Raw genomic sequence first — 18,364 nt, 5'->3', positions numbered from 1 at the left:
GACCTCCTCGTGATGTTGAAGGGCGAGGCTTCGCAGTACCCGTGGGCGGGCCCGGCAAACAGTGCGGCCCGGGCGCGGCTGGGGAACCCTGGACGTGGAGGTGACCATGGATCCCGTCGAGGCTCTGGAGCGGATCGCCTTCCTGCTGGAGCGGTCCCTGGCGCCGACGTACCGCGTGCGCGCCTTTCGTACGGCGGCCCGGGTCCTGGCGACGCTGCCCGCGGGCGAGATACGTGAGCGGGCCGACGCCGGGACGCTGGAGTCGCTCAAGGGGGTCGGCCCCAAGACGGCGCAGGTGGTGCGGGAGGCGCTGGCCGGGCAGGTCCCCGGCTACCTGGGCAAACTGGAGAGCGAGGCCGCGGCGCCCCGTGGCGAGCGGCGCGGCGAGGGGCTGCGGGCGCTGCTGCGCGGCGACTGCCATCTGCACTCCGACTGGTCGGACGGCGGCAGCCCCATCGAGGAGATGGGGCGGGCCGCGGCGGCGCTGGGCCACGAGTGGGCGGTGCTGACCGACCACTCCCCCAGGCTGACCGTGGCCCGCGGCCTGTCCCCCGAGCGGCTGCGGCGGCAGCTGGACGTGGTGGCGGAGCTGAACGCCGGCTGGGCGCCGTTCCGGCTGCTCACCGGCATCGAGTGCGACATCCTCGACGACGGCTCGCTCGACCAGGAGCCCGAGCTGCTCGAACGGCTCGACGTGGTCGTGGTGTCGGTGCACTCCAAGCTGCGCATGGACGCCCGCGCGATGACCCGCCGCATGGTGGCTGCCGTCCGCGATCCGCACTCCGACGTGCTGGGACACTGCACCGGGCGGCTGGTGACCGGGCGGGGCCGGCCGGAGTCGGAGTTCGAGCCCGACGAGGTGTTCGCCGCGCTGGCCGAGACGGGCACCGCTCTGGAGATCAACAGCAGGCCCGAGCGGCTGGACCCCCCGCGGCGGCTGCTGCGCCGGGCGGTGGAGGCGGGCGTGCTGTTCTCCATCGACACCGACGCGCACGCCCCCGGCCAGCTGGACTGGCAGATCCTCGGCTGCGCCCGGGCCGAGGAGTGCGGGGTGCCGGCCGAGCGCGTGGTGAACACGTGGTCGCGGGAGGACCTGCTCGCCTGGGCGGGGCGACGCAGTCTGCCGACAGGAGTGCCGGGCACCTGACGTGGTACCCGAGCGGCTGTGATGAAACTGCCGGTCCGGGCGGCCGGGGAGAAGGAGCGCGCATGGAACGGGCGGCCGTGTTCGACGTCGACGGAACCCTCGCCGACACCAACCACCTGCACGTGGTGACCTGGTGGGAAGCCTTCCGGCAGGCGGGGCACGACATCCCCATGCACGCCATCCACCGCTCCATCGGGCTGGGCTCGGAGGACCTCGTCGCCCGGCTGCTCGGCGAGCGGCGGGACAAGGACCAGGACGCCGAACTGAGCGCCGCGCACAAGGCGTTGTACGGCCAGTACTTCGACCGGCTGCCCGCGTTCCGGGACGCCGGGCGGCTGCTGCGCCGCCTCGACCGGGACGGCTGGCAGGTGGTGCTGGCCACCTCCGCGAGCGGCCCCGAGCTGTCCGCGCTGCGCCGTGCCATCTCGGCCGACGACGTGATCACCGCCACCGCGAGCGCCGACGACGTCGACGAGGGCAAGCCGGCACCCGAGCCGGTCGAGCACGCCCTGGAGCTGGCCGGAGTCCCGCCCGAGCGGGCGGTGTTCGTCGGCGACACCGTGTGGGACATGCGCGCGGGCAGCCGGGCCGGGGTGCGCTGCGTGGGCGTGCTGTGCGGCGGCGTCCCCCGCCGCGACCTGGAGGAGGCGGGCGCCGAGACGGTCTACGACGATCCGGCGCATCTGCTGGCCTCGTTGAAGGAAGGGCCCTTCGCCTGAGTGCGGCATGTCACAGCTTTCCCCCCGCTCCGGGGCCGCGATCTTGGACACCCGTAGGCGCATGAGCAGGACGAAAGCGGTGTTCACGCACTCGGCACACGCCTGGCGGCGGGGGGCCGTCAGGGCCGGTCGCTCGGCGCGGGCGGCCTGGCGTTCACCGGGGCGGGAACGGGACCTGGTCGTGCAGTCGCTCAAGGCGGCCGGGGCGGCGCTGCTCGCCTGGATCGTGGCGAGCGACGGGATGAACGACCCGATGGCACTGATGGCGCCCTGGGTGGCGCTGCTCCTGGTGCAGGCCACCGTGTACAGCTCGTTGCGGCAGGCGGCGCAGCAGCTGGCGGCGATCTGCGTCGGCACCCTGTTCGCGTCGGCGGCGCAGGCTCTGACGGGGGCGACGCTGGGCGCGCTCGCGCTGTGCCTGCCGGTGCTGATGCTGTTGTCGAACTGGTCGCGCTTCGGCGACCAGGGGGTCTACGCGGCGACCACGGCGGTGTTCACCCTGGCGTCGGGCACCGTGACCGCGACCGCGGTCGGGCACCGGGTGGGGCAGGCGGCGCTGGGCGCGGTGATCGGGGTGGCCGTCAACGCGCTCATCCTGCCGCCCATCCACCTGCGGGACGTGCGGGAGAACCTCGCGGCCCTCGCCCGGGAGGCCGGGGACGTGCTGCGGACGGTCGCGGACGACCTGCGGCACGAGCGCTGGGACGCGCGGACCACGGCCGGCTGGTCGCACGCCACGGCGCGGCTGGAGCACCGGCTGGAGGCGCTGCGCTCGGCGCGCCGCTGGAGCCGGGAGAGCCTGCGGCTGACGAGCCGGCCGTTGCGCGCCCTGCACCGGGTCCCCGCGGCGGTGCCCGAGGAGTCGGAGGACGAGCGCTTCAGCAGGGTCACCGGGCATGTGGGGAGTCTGGTGCGGACCCTCGTGGTCGCGGCCGAGGACGGGCGCACGCCGGCCCTGCCGGAGGCGCGGGTGCTGCGGACGTACGCGCGGCTGCTGGAGCTGATCGCCGAGGCGTGCGCCGCGGAGGGGGTACGGCTGCTCGACGCTCGCGGGGTCGAGGGGGCGGACGGCCGGGGTGAGGAGGCCCGGCAGGCCCTGCACCGGCGGCTGCAGGAGGAACTGCGGGAGCAGGCGTCCGGCAGGGCGGACCGGACGACCGTGCTCGGCTCGCTGGTGCTGCAGGCGGAGAACCTGTGGGTGGACTCCGTTCCCGCCGCCGCGCAGGTGACCCAGATCACCGTCGAAGAGGCCGAACAGCGGAACACCTGAGGGTGGTTGACCGTTGAACACGGCGTGGGTGTGGACGGGACAGTGTCCCCGGGCCTCACCTTCCGCCCACAGGGACGATCGTTCGGCTGAAGCCCTGTGGAGCCTTTCGCCGAGAGGCGACCACCGTGCGCACCCACACCTCGACTGCCCCGACCGGCATCCCCCCGTCCGGTCGGGGCTTCTCTCTTCCTGCGGCTCGGCCGCACTTGACTTCGAGAGCACTCCAATCCGTAGCGTTCCCGGCATGAGCACTCCACAGCACAAGATCGGATCCGGCTTCGGCGCGACCAGCACCGCGGACGACGTCCTGCGGGGCCTGGACCTCACCGGGAAGCTGGCCCTCGTCACCGGCGGCTACTCCGGACTCGGCCTGGAGACGACCCGCGCCCTCACCGAGGCGGGCGCCCAGGTGGTCGTCCCGGCCCGGCGCCGGGCGACGGCCGAGGAGGCGCTCGCCGGTCTCGACGGCGTCGAGGTGGACGAACTGGACCTCGGCGACCTGGACAGTGTGCGGTCCTTCGCCGAGCGGTTCCTCGCCACCAGCCGCGTCCTCGACATCGTCATCGACAACGCCGGGATCATGGCCTGCCCCGAGACGCGCGTGGGGCCCGGCTGGGAGGCGCAGTTCGCGACCAACCACCTCGGCCACTTCGCCCTGGTCAACCGCCTCTGGCCGGCGATCGCGCCGGGCGGCGCCCGGGTCGTCTCCGTCTCCTCCCGCGCCCACCACTTCTCCGGCATCCGCTGGGACGACGTCAACTGGCAGCAGGGCTACGACAAGTGGCAGGCCTACGGCCAGGCCAAGACCGCCAACGTCTTGTTCGCCGTCCACCTCGACCGGCTCGGCCGCGACTCGGGCGTCCGCGCCTTCTCGCTCCACCCCGGCGGCATCCTCACGCCGCTGCAGCGGCACATCCCGCGGGAGGAGATGATGGAGCGCGGGTGGATCGACGCGGACGGCAACATCCTCAACCCCGAGGGCTTCAAGACCCCCCAGCAGGGCGCGGCCACCCAGGTCTGGGCGGCGACCTCACCCCAGCTGGACGGTCTCGGCGGCGTCTACCTGGAGGACTGCGACATCGCCGAACCCGCCACGGGCGACGCCACCTCCGGCGTCAAGCCCTGGGCGACCGACCCCGCGCAGGCGTCCCGCCTGTGGGACCTGTCAGCACAACTGACGGGCGTGAACGCCTTCGCGGGCTAGCCGCGGACCGAATCCCGGGGTCCGTACAGGGCGGCGGGTGCTCCCGTCGCCAGGGCCCAGTAGCGGTCGCCGTACGACCAGTGCCACCACTCGGTCGGGTAGTTGACCAGCCCGGCGGCGCCCATCGCCTCGCCCAGTACGGCACGGTGGGCCCGGGCCTCGGCGGTGATGTTCCCGGCTCCGGTGTAGCAGGCGCCGTCGCTCTGCTCGGGGCCGGCGTTCATCGGTGTCCCCAGGTCCAGTTCACGGCCGTCCGCGTCGGCGAGGGTCAGGTCGACCGCCGCTCCGGCGCTGTGCGGCGCGAGATCGGGTGGGGACACGTAGCGGCTCGCGGCGCTGTGCACCCGGTCGGCCGGCCAGTCCGGGTGGGTGGCTCGCAGTTCGTCGGCGTAACGCTCGAAGTAGAGGCGCTGGAGGGGCGGCGGCCGGTACCCCTCCACGAAGAGCAGTCGCAGACCGTCGGGCAGCAGGGCCTGCGCCGTGAGGAGGCGTTCGAGGACGCCGCGGCGCAGATGGACCTCGGCACCGCGGGAGTCCTCGTGTTTGCGGTCGTCGACCAGCAGTGCCTCGCGTACGTCGACGAGGGGTTCGCCGTTGTCCTCGACGGGGACGGCGGCGACCCGGGCGTCGGCCATCAGGATGATCTCGCTCATGCCCCGATCATCCCCCGGCCCCTCGCACCGCCGGGCTCAGTCCGCCATGAACTCCCGCAGGTCCGACGTCAGTTGGTCGGCGTGGGTGACGAACAGGCCGTGGCCGGCGTCGGCGTAGGTCCTGAGGGTGGCGTCGGGGAGGAGGCGGGTGGCGCGGTGGGCGGTCGTCTCCAGGGGGGCCGAGGTGTCGTGGGTGCCGTGGAAGACGAGGACCGGCAGGTCGATCTTGGGGAGTTCGGGTGCGACGTCCACGGTGGCGACGAGTTCCTGGACCGCGGCCGTGGAGTGCGGCGAGGAGAGCTGGGCGCGCTGGACGAGGTACTGCATGAACGCCTCGGACACCTCGTTGCCCGGGCGGTCCACGGCGAAGAAGCCGGCGATGCCGTCCTGGAAGAACGCCGGCCGGTCCCGGCGGCACACCTCGTTGGCGGCGCGCACGACGTCGGGGTCCAGACCGTCCGGGTTGTCGGCGGTGCGCACCACGCCCGGCGCGATGCCGGCGACGAAGGCGACCCGGGCCACCCGGTCGGCACCGTGCCGGGTGAGACAGCGGGTGATCTCGACCGAGCCCATCGAGTGACCGATCAGCGTGACCTCGCGCAGGTCGAGGTGGTCGAGGAGCCCGTACAGGTCGTCGGCGAGGGTGTCGAGGTCGAAGCCGTTCCAGACGTCGTCGGAGCGGCCGTGCCCCCGGCGGTCCAGGCTCACGCAGCGGTGGCCCGCCGCGGCCAGCGCCGGCATCTGGAACTCCCACATCTCGGAGCCCAGGTAGGCGCTGTTGATGAAGGCGGCCACCGGTCCGTCGGCCGGTCCGTAGTCGACGTAGTGCAGCCGCGTACCGTCGGCGGGGCTGGTGAAGTACGGCATGGGACGACCTCCTGCGGTCCGGTGCGGTGGGTACGCCCCCCATGGTTCCGGCAGCCGCCGCCGGGGTCGATTACCTCCGGGGTCATGCCGGGCGGCAGGTGAATCCGCGCCGCACGGGTACTCGGTCGGCTCGTCGAGCGAGCGAGCGAAGGAGCCGAAGGTGAGCAGCACAGCGGGCAGCAGGATCGTGGTCACGGGCGCCACCGGCAATGTCGGCACCAGCGTGGTGCGCGCGCTCTCGGAGGACTCGGACGTCGGTTCCGTCCTGGGGCTGGCCCGGCGCATCCCCGACTGGTCGCCGCCCCGGACGGACTGGTCCGCGGTCGACCTGGCGTCCGAAGGAGCGGACCTGGTCAAGGAGTTCGCGGACGCCGACGCGGTGATCCATCTGGCGTGGGCGTTCCAGCCGACGCACGACCCGGCGACCACCTGGCGCACGAACGTCCTCGGCTCCATCCGGGTGTTCGAGGCGGTGGCGGCGGCCGGGGTGCCGACGCTGGTGCACGCCTCGTCGGTGGGCGCCTACTCTCCGGGGCCGAAGGACCGCCCGGTGGACGAGTCGTGGCCGACGCACGGCTGGCCGGACGCCGCGTACTGCCGGGAGAAGGCGTATCTGGAGCGTGCGCTGGACACGTTCGAGCGCGAACATCCCGAGGTGCGGGTGGTGCGGATGCGGCCGGCGTTCCTGTTCAAGCGGGAGTCGGCCAGCGAGCAGCGCCGGATCTTCGGCGGCCGCTTCCTGCCGGGCTCGCTGGCCCGCCCCGAGCTGCTGCCGTTCCTGCCCGACGTCCCCGGCCTGCGGGTGCAGGCGCTGCACACCGACGACGCGGCCAGGGCGTACGTCGCGGCGCTGGGCACGGAGGCCCGCGGTGCCTTCAACCTGGCCGCCGAGCCGTGGGTCGACGCGGAGCTGCTGGCCGAGATGCTGGACACCCGCCCGGTCCGCCTCCCCCGCGCCGCGGCCCGCTCGGCGATCGCCGCGGCCTGGAACCTGCACCTGCTGCCCGCCTCGCCGCACCTGTTCGACGCGGTGCTGCGCCTGCCCCTGATGGACTGCACGCGCGCGCGTACGGAACTGGGCTGGGCGCCGCGGCACTCGGCCACCGAGGTCCTCCGGGAGTTCCTGCACGGCCTCCAGCAGGGCGAGGGCGCCCCCACGGAACCGCTGCGGGGACGCAAGGTCGGCTGAGCCCCGGCTACGGCACCCTCGGGCGCCGCCCCGCACCAGAGCGAAGAGGCGGCGCCCCGAGGGGACTCAGAGGAAGACGCCGAGGGGACGCAGAGGAAGACGCGGCGCCCCGAGGAGACGCAGGGTCGGCTGAGCCCCGCTACGAAGACCCCGAAGACCCCTCGGGCGTCGCCGCGTCCAGCCGCTCCCGCTGTGGCATCACCGTGTACTTCGGGTCCTCGGCGGAGGCGACGCCCGCTGCGAAGATGCCGAAGCGGGTGCAGGCGGAGCCGGCGAGCAGGGCGAGGCCGGAGGCGACCGCGGCCGGACGGCGGTCGCCGAAGAGGGCTCCCGCGACCGCGCCGCCGATGGTGAGCGCGCGGGCCGAGCGCAGCAGCGTGCCCGCCCGGCCTTCCTTCCAGGTCTCGGCGACCATGCCCAGCCGCCGTTCCGCGGCCTTCTCCATCGCCGTGTCGGCCACGGCGGCCAGCCCGGCGGCGCAGCGGGCGGGCAGGTTCTCGCCGGCCGGTCCGGCCATCAGCGCCATGCCGGAGGCGGCGGCCGTCGCGGACGCCGCGAACAGGTAGGGCAGTTCGCGATGGGCGCCGTGCCAGGCCGGTACGGCGGTGTCCGCGGCCAGTACCCCGGTGTAGGTGGCGACGGCGGGGCCGAGCAGCGCGGCGGCGCCGGTTGCCACGCCCCCCAGACGCGGCAACCGGCCGGTCACCGCGCTCGCGGCAGCCGCCCCCGCGGCGGGGCCGTAGGCGCCGAGCAGCCAGGAGCCCATGCTCATCGGCGAGGTCGGCTTGAACACACGCAGCATGTTCGCGAAGCGGCTGGGTTTGCCCAGGTCGTGGATGAGGGCGGCGGCCGAGAGGGAGACGGCGGTGAGCGAGGACACCTTCAGTGCCGTCGCGGTGCTGGTACGTCCCGTCAGGTGCGCCCCCGCCGCGAGCACGGAACCCGCGCCCGCGAGCCCGCCGAGGAAGAAGTACCCGGCGATGTCGGTGGCTTCCCAGGAGGGCTTCTTGATGACTGGACGGCCGTAGTAGGAACGGAACTCGGCCCGCGGGACGACCGGTTGCTCGCCGCGCCGACGCCGGCCGCGCCGCGCGTTCTGGATCACGCTCATCGTCGGCCCCTTCCCGTCGTCGCCACGAAGCAGGCCGCGACGCCGCCCAGCAGTGACAGGGCGGCGGCGCCCGCGTGCTTCCACATGGCCGGCAGGTCCCGGGTGGTGACCACGGGGTCCGGCGGCAGCCCGTACACCTCGGGCTCGTCCAGCAGCAGGAAGAACGCGCCGTCGCCGCCCACGCCGTCGTCCGGGTCGTGGCCGTACAGCCGGGCCTCGGGGACGCCCGCCTCGTGCAGCTGGTCGACCCGGAGGGCGGCCCGCTCGCGCAGTTCGTCGAGCGGCCCGAATTGGATGGACTCCGTGGGGCAGGCCTTGGCGCAGGCCGGTTCCTGTCCTGCGCCAAGGCGGTCGTAGCACATCGTGCATTTGAACGCGCGTCCGTCGTGCGGCCGTTGCTCGATGACGCCGTAGGGGCAGGCGGGCACGCAGTAGCCGCAGCCGTTGCAGATGTCCTCCTGGACGACGACTGTGCCGAACTCGGTGCGGAAGAGCGAACCGGTGGGACAGACGTCGAGGCAGGCGGCGTGCGTGCAGTGCTTGCACACGTCGGAGGACATCAGCCAGCGCAGCTCGCCGTCACCGCCGACGGCCGTCTCCTGGGCGGTCGATCCGCCTTCCACGACGGGGAGTTGCGTACGGCCGTCCGGCCGGGGCTGCTCGATGAAGGCGACGTGCCGCCAGGTGGAGGCGCCGAGGGCCTGCGTGTTGTCGTAGGACATGGCGGTCAGGGACAGGCCGTCCTCGGGGATGGCGTTCCACTCCTTGCAGGCAACCTCGCAGGCCTTGCAGCCGATGCACACGGAGGTGTCGGTGAAGAACCCGACGCGTTCCTCGCTCACTTGCGTGTCTCCGTTCCGGTGTCCGAGGTGATGCCGGCCCGCCTGCGGTAGTCGGCGACCAGCCTCGACAGTTCCGGTCCGCGCGGCCGGCGGCCCGGGCGGATGTCGGCGGTCAGCGCCTTGTCCTCCTGGATGTGGGCGTTGGGGTCGAGGGCGATGGCCGTCAGCTCGTTGGCCGCGTCGCCGGTCACGACGCCGTTGGGCCCCCAGTGGAAGGGCAGGCCGATCTGGTGGACGACCCGGCCCTGCACCCGCAGCGGCCGCATGCGCTCGGTCACCAGCACCCGCGCCTCGACGGCGTTGCGGGCGGTGACGACGGTCGCCCAGCCGCCGTTCTCCAGGCCCCGTTCCCGGGCCAGTTCGGGCGAGACCTCGCAGAAGAACTCCGGCTGCAGCTCGGACAGATACTCCGACCAGCGGCTCATGCCGCCCGCCGTGAAGTGCTCGGTGAGGCGGTGGGTGGTGACGATGTACGGGAAGACCTCGGCGCCCTTCTCGTCACCGCTCGGGTGGTAACGGTTGCCCTCGCGCGGCAGGAGCTGGCGCACGGGACTGCGCGGGGTGGAGGGGTACAGGGCGTTGGGGAACGGGGAGTCCTGGGGCTCGTAGTGGGTGGGCATGGGCCCGTCCTCCAGGCCGGCCGGCGTGAACAGCCAGCCCTTGCCGTCGGCCTGCATGATGAACGGGTCGTCGCCGCGCAGCGCGTCGGGCCCGACGGCGTCCTCGTCGGGTACGTAGTCGGGGGCTCGGTCGGGTACGAAGTCCGGGACGTCGTGCCCGGTCCACTTGCCCTGCTCCGGGTCCCACCAGACGTATTTCTTGCGTTCGCTCCAGGGGGTGCCGTCGGGGGCGGCCGAGGCGCGGTTGTAGAGGATGCGGCGGTTGGCGGGCCAGGCCCAGGCCCATTCGGCGGCCACCCAGTCCTGTTCCCACTGGGGCTTCTTGCGGGCGGCCTGGTTGACGCCGTCGGCGTAGACGCCGCAGTAGATCCAGCAGCCGCAGCGGGTCGAGCCGTCGTCCTTGAGCTCGGTGTAGGCGCTGAGCGGGGAGTCGTCGGGGCCATGGCCGCTGATCTCGGCGAGGACGGCGTCGGCGACGGGCTCGTCCAGCTCGCCGGTGACCGGGTAGTCCCAGGTCAGGTCCTGGATGGGGCGGTCCATGGGGTCGGTGGAGGCGGCCAGCCGCTCCTTGATCCGGCGGCCCAGGTGGTACATGAACCACAGGTCGCTGCGCGCGTCGCCCTCGGGTTCCACGGCCGCGTAATGCCACTGCACCCAGCGGTTGGTGTTCGTGAAGGAGCCGGACTTCTCCGTGTGGGCGGCGGCGGGGAAGAAGAACACCTCGGTGCCGATGTCCTCGGTGCGCAGCTCGCCGGTCTCGATCTCGGGGCCGTCCTTCCACCAGGTCGCCGACTCGATGAGGGAGAAGTCCCGCACCACCAGCCACTCCAGGTTGGCCATGCCGAGGCGCTGCAGGCGCGTGTTGGCCGAGCCGACGGCCGGGTTCTCGCCCAGCAGGAAGTAGCCCTTGCAGTCGCCGTCGAGCTGGGCCATGACGGTGTCGTAGGTGGAGTGGGAGCCGGTCAGGCGCGGCAGGTGGTCGAAGCAGAAGTCGTTGTCGGCGGTGGCGGCGTCGCCGTAGTAGGCCTTCAGCAGGCTGACGATGTAGGCCCGCATGTTCGACCAGAAGCCCTTGACCGTGCGGGTCGTCTCGACGTGGTTGTCGAGGTTCATGTTCTCGTGCGCGTGTGGCATCGGGATGTAGCCGGGCAGCAGGTTGTACAGCGTGGGGATGTCGCTGGAGCCCTGGATGGAGGCGTGGCCGCGCAGCGCCTGAATGCCGCCGCCGGTGCGGCCGATGTTGCCGAGCAGCAACTGCAGGACGCTCGCGGCGCGGATGAACTGCGAGCCGGTGGTGTGCTGGGTCCAGCCGACGGCGTAGCAGAAGGCGCTGGTGCGGTCGGGGCCGGAGTTGGCGGTCAGAGCGTCGCACACCCGCCGGAAGGTCTCGCGGGGGATGCCGCAGACCTCCTCGACCATCTCGGCGGTGTAGCGGGCGTAGTGGCGCTTGAGGACCTGGTACACGCAGCGCGGGTGCTGGAGCGTCTCGTCGGTGGGGGCGCGGTGTCCGGTGCGGGCGCCGCCGGAACCGTGCGCCTCGGCGCCGGCCGTCTTGCGGGTGCGCTCCTCGTACAGCTCGTCGGCCTCGCCCGCGGGCTGCTGGATCTCCACGCCCTCGTACTGCCAGGTGGTGGGGTCGTAGTGAGTCTTCTCCTCGTCGAGTCCGGAGAAGACGCCGTCGAGGTCCTCGGTGTCGCGGAAGTCCTCGCCGACCAGAGTGGAGGCGTTGGTGTAGCGCAGGACGTACTCGCGGAAGTCCTTCTCCTCGGTGAGGACGTGGTTGATGATCCCGCCGAGGAAGGCGATGTCGGTGCCCGCGCGGATCGGCACGTACAGGTCGGAGAGCGCGCTGGTGCGGTTGAAGCGGGGGTCGACGTCGATGATGAGCGCGCCGCGCTTCTTGGCCTCCATCACCCACTGGAAGCCGACCGGGTGGCACTCGGCGAAGTTGGAGCCCTCGATGACGATGCAGTCGGAGTGCTGCAGGTCCTGCATGAAGGTGGTGGCGCCGCCGCGCCCGAAGGAGGTGCCGAGGCCGGCCACGGTGGCGCTGTGGCAGACGCGGGCCTGGTTCTCCACCTGGACCACGCCGAGGCCGGTCAGCAGTTTCTTGATGAGGTAGTTCTCCTCGTTGTCGAGGGTCGCGCCGCCGAGGCTGGCGATGCCCATGGTGCGGGCGGTGCGCATGCCCTCGTACTCCCACTCCCAGGTCTCCCGCCGGGTGCGGATCACCCGTTCGGCCACCATGTCCATGGCGGTCTCCAGGTCGAGCGGCTCCCAGGCGGAGCTGTACGGGCGCCGGTAGAGGACCTGGTGTTCGCGGGCCGGCCCGGTGGTCAGCTGGAGGCTCGCCGAGCCCTTCGGGCACAGTCGGCCGCGGCTCACCGGGGAGGCGGGGTCGCCCTCGATCTGGACGACCTTCTCGTCCTTGACGTAGACCTGCTGCCCGCAGCCGACCGCGCAGTACGGGCAGACGGACTGCACGACGCGGTCCGCGCTGTCGGTGCGCGGGCGCAGCTTGTCGGTGTACGGCGATTTCGCGGCGCTCCCGCGGGCCGTACGGTCGGTTCCGCCGAGCTGACGGTAGACGGGCCAGGAGCGGACCCGGTCGCCGATACCCATGGTGGCTCCCTGTCAGGCGGAGGACTCGTCCGGTTCGGGGTGCTCGGGATGCACGGTGTCGGACCGGTGTTCGCCCTGACGGCCGGTGCCGGCCTCGTCGGTGTCGGGCAGACCGGAGCCGGACTGATCGCCGTCCGCGGCGGGCATGGGCACGTCCAGTGGGTCCTCGCCCTCGGTGACCTGCTGGTCCGGCAGGTCCCTGGGCACGGGTTCGCCGTCCTGTCCCGTACGGTGTCGATCCGCCACGGCGCACTCCTTTCGCGTCGTCGAGCGAGACGCGAGTACCTCCGGCGGTGACCGGCGAAACATGGGGCCGTGGGGCGCCCCGCAAGGGGCGCGGGGAACGGCGCGGCCAGGCACAACACGGCCGCAGCGGCTGAACGACCCCCAGCCCTCCCCTTACCGCGGGGCCCGCTCCTCCAGAGCCGTCTGCCACGCCGGCACAGGCCCTTCGGCGGCCGGTTCCAGCCGGCGCCCGCCCCGGCCGAAGAAGTCGGCCAGTGGCAGGATCGCCGCGCCCACGGTCACCGCGTCCGGCCCCAGCCGCCCCAGCTCGATCGCGACCTTCTCGGCCGGGTGGCGCAGGGCGTACGAGGTCGCGTACCGCCGCACGGCGGGCAGGAACCGGGCACCGAGTTGAAGCCCGCCCCAGCCGCCGATCAGGATCCGCTCGGGCTGGAAGAGGTTGATCAGATCGGAGAGCCCGGCGCCCAGGTACTCGGCGGTCTCCTCCAGCACGCCGAGCGCGACGGGGTCGGCCGTCCCGCCCCCGGAGGGATACGCGGCGGCCAGCATCGCGGACAGCGCCGTCTCCTCGTCGGCGCCCTCCGGCGGCCGTCCGCCCTCTTCGCGCCAGCGCTCCAGCAGGGACTCCGCACCCGCGTACGCCTCCAGGCAGCCGAGCGCACCGCACCGGCAGCGGCGCCCCCTGACCCGCACGGTCAGATGCCCCCACTCGACCGCGCGCCCGTGTTCCACCTCGGGGGTGACCAGGCAGGCGCCGACGCCGGAGCCGAAGAGCACCACGATCGCGTTGCGAGCCCCGCGCCCGGCGCCGAACCACATCTCGGCCTGGCCGAGGGTCTTGGCGCCGTTGTCGATGAAGTAGCGGACGGAGTCCGGCAGCCGGGAGGTGGTCCGCAGCAGGGACTCCAGCGGGACCGCGTCCCAGCCGATGGTCTGGCCGTGCACGACGGCGCCGCGGTCCGGGGTGCGTTCGACGATGCCGGGGACGCCGATGCCGACGCCGAGGAGCTGTTCGGGCGGGATGCCGGCCTCGTCCAGGACTTCGGCGATCCCGTCGCGGATGTGGCCGACGATGACCTCGACCTCGTACCGCTGCTGCTCCAGGGGCCGTTCGGCGCGGGCGAGTTCGGTGAGGGTGAGGTCGAACAGCTCGACGCGGACGCGGGTCTCGCCGACGTCGACGCCGATCATGTGGCCCGCGCCGGGGGCCACCCGCAGCAGGGTGCGGGGGCGGCCGCCGTCGGAGTCGACGCTGCCGGCCTCCTCGACCAGTCCGTCGGCGACGAGGTCGGCGACGACATTGCTGACCGAGCCGGAGCTCAGCCCCGTCGCCGGGCCGAGCTCGAAGCGGCTGAGGGGTCCGTCGAAGTAGAGCCGTTGCAGCACCGCCGTGCGGTTCGCCCGCCTGAGGTCGCGCACGGTGCGCCCGTTCCGCCCCGCCATATGGCTCCTTCCGAACCCTGCCGACCTGCAACATACCTCTGCGGGCGGGTTCGGCGCGACATTCCTCCAACCCTTAGTTCACGATGTGAGCTAAGAGGCGTGTTCCTGAACCTCCTCCAGGGCCGCGACGAGCTCCGGCGCGACCGTCTCCTCCCGCCACCGGACCTGCTCCTCCCCCATCGCCCGCGGCACGGTCTCCACCAGCATGATCAGGTAGAGATAGGCACGGTAGAGGGCGAGGCGGAGCAGCGCGCGGGTGTCGAACTCGGCGCGTCCGCCGGCCTCCCGGTAGCCCGCGAGGAACGCCTCGTCCTTCCTGATGTCGCCGAGCAGCGCCAGGGAGACGAACTCTGCCAGGGGGTCGCCCCAGAACATGCGCTCCCCGTCGATGAGACCGCCGACGCGCACCGAGCCGGCCGAGCCGTCCACCATGATGTTGCCGTCCCACAGGTCGAAGTGGACGAGGGCGGGGACGGTGACCTCGTCGAGCGCGCCGTGGGCGGACTCCAGTGTGCGGGCCACCTCGTCGACGGGCCTGGGCAACCGGGCGCCGAAGCGGCGGGCGTCGTCGAGGACGGCGTCGAGCATCCCCGTGAAGGCGGTCCGCCAGTCCGCGGCCAGGGGGCCGAGCGCGCCGGAGGGATACCCGAAGGCGGGGCCCGTGACCCGGTGCAGGGCGGCCACGTGCCGCCCCAACTCCCTTCGCAGGGTGGCCTTTTCGGCTTCGGTGAGCGAGGCGTCCCAGGGGCCGCCGGGCGATGCCGTCATCAGCAGTACGCCGCCGGCCTCGTCCAGCGCGAGCAGGCGGGGCGATGGCACCCCGGCCTTCCCGGCGCCGCGGTAGAACTCCGCCTCGGCGACCAGGAGCCGTTTCTCGTGGCTGAGTCCCGGGGCGTCCGGCGCGGCCTTGAGCACGTGGCGGCCACCGTCGGTGAGGGTGAGTTCTTCGACGGTGTTGTAAGTGCCGCCGCTCAGGGGGCGCAGGCGGGCCAGCCGCCCGGGAGGGATGCCCGCGTCCCGCAGGATGCGCCGGGCGCGTTCCCAGGAGTCCACCACCGTGCGCCCACCTCTCCCCTCGGTCGGCCGGCCGCGTACACGTCATCGGCGTGACGGCCGTCCACCATCAGCGCGTCGAGCCACTCCACGGCCGCACCCGGCACGTTGTGCCGGTACAGCGTACGGAACGCCTCCGCACCCCGGGCGCCATTTTCGAACCGTCTCCGCAGACGTACACCCGGGCGCCGGCTGCCGAGCAGCTCCCAGACCTCGCCGGCCTCGACGGCGACGCGGTGCTGCACGACGGTGCCCGCGATGCTGATCGATCCGGAAGGCCTCCCGGCAGGGCCGGACGCGGGCGTACGCGGTCTCCGGGCCGCACGGAGGCGAGGTGGCCGGTGCCGCGGTGGAGACCGTTGCCGGGGTGTGCGGGACCTTCGAGCAGGGAGGCCATGAGGTCCGTTCAAGACCTCGCCAGAGGCCTTGCGCGGGACGTCAGTCGGGGTCGGCGCCGGGTACCGGGGCGGTGCTGCCGCGGGGGATGAGGCGGGTGGGCAGCAGGACGTGCCGGGCGGGATCGGCGTCGGGGTCGGCGATCAGGCTCAGGACCAGTTCACCGGCCTGTCGGCCCATGTCGGAGGGCGACTGTGCCACCGTCGTCAGGTCGAACAGCTCGGCGACCGGCTGGTCGTCGAAGCCGAGGACGGACATCCGCTCGGGCACCTCGATCCTTGACCGGCGCAGGGTCCAGATCAGTGAGACGGCGAGCTCGTCCTGCTCGGCGAAGACGGCGGTGGGCGGCTCGCGCAGGCCGAGCAGGTCCCCCAGGGCCTCGGCGACGGCGCGCCGGTCCGCGGCCGGTGCGGCCACCACGAGGGAGTCGTCCACGGGGACGCCCGCCTCGGTGAGTGCCCGCCGGTGGCCGAGGAGCCGTTCGTGCGAGCTGAAGGAGAAGCCGGTGGGGCCCGCGCTCTGCATGAAGGCGATACGGCGGTGCCCGAGGTTGAGCAGGTGCCGGGTGCCGGCCCGGGCCGCGGCGCCGTCGTCGACGTACACGCTCGGCCGCCCGTCGGCGTGCTGGCTGACGTAGACGACGGGCATGCCGAGGTCGTCCAGGCGCGCGCTCTCCTCGTCGGTGAGGTCGAAGCAGAACACCAGCAGGGCGTCGGCATTGCGCCGGGCAGGCAACCGCTCGAAGAACGCGGCGCGTTCGGCCAGGTCTGGCGTGACATAGACGGTCAGTTCCAGGTCCGCGGCCCGCAGCAGGGGGCCGAGCGCGGACAGGGCCGAGCCCATGAACCACGAGTCCAGAGTGGGCACGAGGGCCGCCACGACCCCCGTCCGGCCGGTCACCAGGCTGGAGGCGTGCCGGGAGACGGCGAAGTTCAGCGCGTGGGCGGCCTTCTCGACGCGGGCGCGGACGTCGGGCGAGACGTTCGACAGCCCGCGCAGGGTGCGCGAGACGGTGGAGACGGAGACCCCGGCGCGTTCGGCGACGTCGGCCATCGTGGGGTGCCGTCGGGCGGGCGGCATGGGCGGACGCTAGCACAGGTGTGCGCGGTTCATGACAGCGCTGCCAGGGCATTACTGACCCGTAACGCATTGACGGTCCCCGCCGGGACGGTTCAGGCTTGCAAGCGTTGTCACGACCGAGGAGCACGCACCGAATGTCCACCTCCGCCGTACCTTGGTGGCGCGATGCCGTCATCTACCAGGTCTACATCCGCAGCTTCGCCGACGGGAACGGCGACGGTGTCGGCGACATCGCCGGCCTCCGCTCCCGGCTGCCGTATCTGAAGTGGCTCGGCGTCGACGCCGTCTGGATCAACCCGTGGTACCGGTCCCCGATGGCCGACCACGGCTACGACGTCGCCGACTACCGGGAGATCGACCCGCTGTTCGGCACGCTGGAGGAAGCCGAGCTGCTCATCGAGGAAGCACACCGGCACGGCATCCGCGTCATCCCCGACATCGTGCCCAACCACACCTCCGACCGGCACGCGTGGTTCCGGGCCGCGCTGGCGGCCGGACCGGGCAGCCCGGAGCGGGAGCGCTACGTCTTCCGGCCGGGCCGTGGGCCCGACGGCGCTGAACCGCCCAACGACTGGGCCTCCTGCTTCGGCGGCCCGGCCTGGACCCGGCTGCCCGACGGCGAGTGGTACCTGCATCTGTTCGCCCCCGAGCAGCCCGACCTCAACTGGCAGCACCCGGAGGTCCGCGCCGAGTTCGAGTCGATCCTCCGCTTCTGGTTCGGCCGGGGCGTGGACGGCTTCCGGATCGACGTCGCGCACGGGCTCATCAAGCACCCCGAACTGCCCGACCTGCCGCCGCCCGTCGAGGAGCGGGGGCCGCGGCGGCATCTGGACCACCCGCACTGGGACCGTGACGAGGTGCACGACATCTACCGGTCCTGGCGCCGGGTGGCCGACGAGTTCCCGGGCGACCGGTCGTTCGTCGCGGAGGCCTGGGCGGACACCCCCGAACGGCTCGCCGCCTACGTCCGCGCCGACGGCCTGCACACGGCGTTCAACTTCGACTTCCTGATGTCCAGTTGGGACGCCAAGGACCTGCGGGCCGTCATCGACGACTCCCTCGCCATGCTCGGCGCGGTGGGCGCGCCGGCCACCTGGGTGCTGTCCAACCACGACGTCGTACGCCATCCCAGCCGCTACGGCCGCAAGGCCGCCAGGCGGTGGACGGTGAACGAGCCCTACCGGCCCGAGGGCCCCCTGGACCTGGAGCTGGGCACGCTCCGGGCCCGCGCGGCCGCCCTGCTGATGCTCGCCCTGCCCGGCGGCGCCTACGTCTACCAGGGCGAGGAGCTGGGCCTGCCGGAGGTCGAGGACCTGCCGGAGTCCGTGCTGCAGGACCCGGTCTGGGAGCGCTCCGGGCACACCGACCGCGGGCGGGACGGCTGCCGGGTGCCGATCCCGTGGTCGGGGTCGAACCCGCCGTACGGCTTCAGCCCGGACGGCGCGCAGGCCGAGCCCTGGCTGCCGCAGCCCGCTGCCTGGGCCGGCCGCGGGGCCGACGAGCAGCGCGGCGACGAGCACTCGATGCTGGAGCTGTACCGGGCCGCCCTGCGGCTGCGCCGCGAGCATCCCGCGCTCGGCGACGGCGACCTGACGTGGCTCGACGCCCCGGCCGGCGTGCTCGTGTTCGCTCGCGAGCCCGGGTTCGTGTGCGCGGTCAACCTCTCCTCCGAGGCCTACCGACTGCCCGCGCACACGTCGCTGCTGCTGGCGAGCGGCCCCGTGGAGGACGGTGTGCTGGCCCCCGACCACGCGGCCTGGCTGGCGGTGTAGCGCGGCGCGGCATGCTGGTTCGCCTGGCGTTGCAGGCCGCCGGGGGGGACGGGCCCGCCGCCGTCACGCGATGCCGCGGGCAGGATCGCCCCGCCCTCGCACGACGCCGCGGGACCATCCGGCCGTCGGG

Annotated in this window: 15 protein-coding genes and 1 pseudogene; 6 read left to right on the top strand and 10 right to left on the bottom strand. The window is 73.0% G+C overall.

All coding sequences use genetic code 11. The features are described 5' to 3' along the window. The first annotated feature begins 106 nt into the window (after window positions 1-106). The 4 genes from FBY22_RS13440 (at window position 107) to FBY22_RS13425 (ending at window position 4,340) form a co-directional block, all read left to right on the top strand. Window positions 107-1,147 carry a PHP domain-containing protein gene (locus FBY22_RS13440; RefSeq protein WP_142145381.1) on the top strand — a complete coding sequence of 347 codons (1,041 nt, stop codon included), beginning with the start codon at window positions 107-109 and terminating at the stop codon, window positions 1,145-1,147. A 62-nt stretch (window positions 1,148-1,209) separates the two neighbouring features. Further along, on the top strand, window positions 1,210-1,866 hold the full coding sequence (locus tag FBY22_RS13435; protein ID WP_142145379.1) for an HAD family hydrolase: 657 nt from the start codon (window positions 1,210-1,212) through the stop codon (window positions 1,864-1,866). Between the two features lie 61 nt (window positions 1,867-1,927). Further along, window positions 1,928-3,136 carry an aromatic acid exporter family protein gene (locus tag FBY22_RS13430; RefSeq protein ID WP_142145377.1) on the top strand — a complete coding sequence of 403 codons (1,209 nt, stop codon included), beginning with the start codon at window positions 1,928-1,930 and terminating at the stop codon, window positions 3,134-3,136. A gap of 244 nt (window positions 3,137-3,380) precedes the next feature. Further along, window positions 3,381-4,340 (top strand): SDR family NAD(P)-dependent oxidoreductase, encoded by a 960-nt coding sequence (locus FBY22_RS13425; RefSeq protein ID WP_142145375.1) that lies wholly within the window; start codon window positions 3,381-3,383, stop codon window positions 4,338-4,340. Here FBY22_RS13425 and FBY22_RS13420 read toward each other — a convergent pair. After that, window positions 4,337-4,993 (bottom strand): M15 family metallopeptidase, encoded by a 657-nt coding sequence (locus FBY22_RS13420; protein WP_142145373.1) that lies wholly within the window; start codon window positions 4,991-4,993, stop codon window positions 4,337-4,339. The genes FBY22_RS13425 and FBY22_RS13420 overlap by 4 nt on opposite strands. A gap of 36 nt (window positions 4,994-5,029) precedes the next feature. Then, on the bottom strand, window positions 5,030-5,860 hold the full coding sequence (locus FBY22_RS13415; RefSeq protein WP_142145371.1) for an alpha/beta fold hydrolase: 831 nt from the start codon (window positions 5,858-5,860) through the stop codon (window positions 5,030-5,032). A 160-nt stretch (window positions 5,861-6,020) separates the two neighbouring features. Here FBY22_RS13415 and FBY22_RS13410 point away from each other — a divergent pair, with 160 nt between their 5' ends. After that, window positions 6,021-7,049, top strand: a complete 1,029-nt coding sequence (locus tag FBY22_RS13410) for an SDR family oxidoreductase (RefSeq protein ID WP_142145369.1) — start codon at window positions 6,021-6,023, stop codon at window positions 7,047-7,049. A gap of 139 nt (window positions 7,050-7,188) precedes the next feature. Here the strand turns inward: FBY22_RS13410 and nrfD are convergent, their stop codons facing one another. The 8 genes and pseudogenes from nrfD to FBY22_RS13370 form a co-directional block, all read right to left on the bottom strand. Then, window positions 7,189-8,160 carry an NrfD/PsrC family molybdoenzyme membrane anchor subunit gene (nrfD, locus tag FBY22_RS13405; protein WP_142145367.1) on the bottom strand — a complete coding sequence of 324 codons (972 nt, stop codon included), beginning with the start codon at window positions 8,158-8,160 and terminating at the stop codon, window positions 7,189-7,191. Beyond that, window positions 8,157-9,002, bottom strand: a complete 846-nt coding sequence (locus tag FBY22_RS13400; protein ID WP_142145365.1) for a 4Fe-4S dicluster domain-containing protein — start codon at window positions 9,000-9,002, stop codon at window positions 8,157-8,159. The genes nrfD and FBY22_RS13400 overlap by 4 nt, the downstream gene beginning before the upstream one ends. Beyond that, complete coding sequence (gene fdh / locus FBY22_RS13395; protein ID WP_142145363.1) at window positions 8,999-12,244, bottom strand: formate dehydrogenase; 3,246 nt, start codon at window positions 12,242-12,244, stop codon at window positions 8,999-9,001. The genes FBY22_RS13400 and fdh overlap by 4 nt, the downstream gene beginning before the upstream one ends. A 12-nt stretch (window positions 12,245-12,256) precedes the next feature. Continuing rightward, complete coding sequence (locus FBY22_RS13390) at window positions 12,257-12,490, bottom strand: hypothetical protein (RefSeq protein WP_142145361.1); 234 nt, start codon at window positions 12,488-12,490, stop codon at window positions 12,257-12,259. A gap of 153 nt (window positions 12,491-12,643) precedes the next feature. Further along, complete coding sequence (locus tag FBY22_RS13385) at window positions 12,644-13,933, bottom strand: ROK family transcriptional regulator (RefSeq protein ID WP_142145359.1); 1,290 nt, start codon at window positions 13,931-13,933, stop codon at window positions 12,644-12,646. 90 nt (window positions 13,934-14,023) lie between these two features. Further along, window positions 14,024-14,989 (bottom strand): phosphotransferase family protein, encoded by a 966-nt coding sequence (locus FBY22_RS13380; RefSeq protein WP_142145358.1) that lies wholly within the window; start codon window positions 14,987-14,989, stop codon window positions 14,024-14,026. Between the two features lie 26 nt (window positions 14,990-15,015). Continuing rightward, window positions 15,016-15,389: pseudogene (locus tag FBY22_RS44835) on the bottom strand (hypothetical protein); the annotation flags it as partial. 35 nt (window positions 15,390-15,424) lie between these two features. Continuing rightward, window positions 15,425-16,462, bottom strand: coding sequence for a LacI family DNA-binding transcriptional regulator (locus FBY22_RS13370; RefSeq protein WP_313905385.1), 1,038 nt, complete (start codon window positions 16,460-16,462; stop codon window positions 15,425-15,427). Window positions 16,463-16,596: 134 nt separating this feature from the next. On the opposite strand from FBY22_RS13370, the gene FBY22_RS13365 reads away from it, so the two are divergent. Then, window positions 16,597-18,234, top strand: a complete 1,638-nt coding sequence (locus FBY22_RS13365) for a glycoside hydrolase family 13 protein (protein WP_142145356.1) — start codon at window positions 16,597-16,599, stop codon at window positions 18,232-18,234. Window positions 18,235-18,364 lie beyond the last annotated feature (130 nt).

The organism is Streptomyces sp. SLBN-31 (assembly GCF_006715395.1).
Taxonomy (GTDB): domain Bacteria; phylum Actinomycetota; class Actinomycetes; order Streptomycetales; family Streptomycetaceae; genus Streptomyces.
Note: the sequence above shows the minus strand (reverse complement) of the source record. Positions and strands in the feature narration are given on the sequence as shown.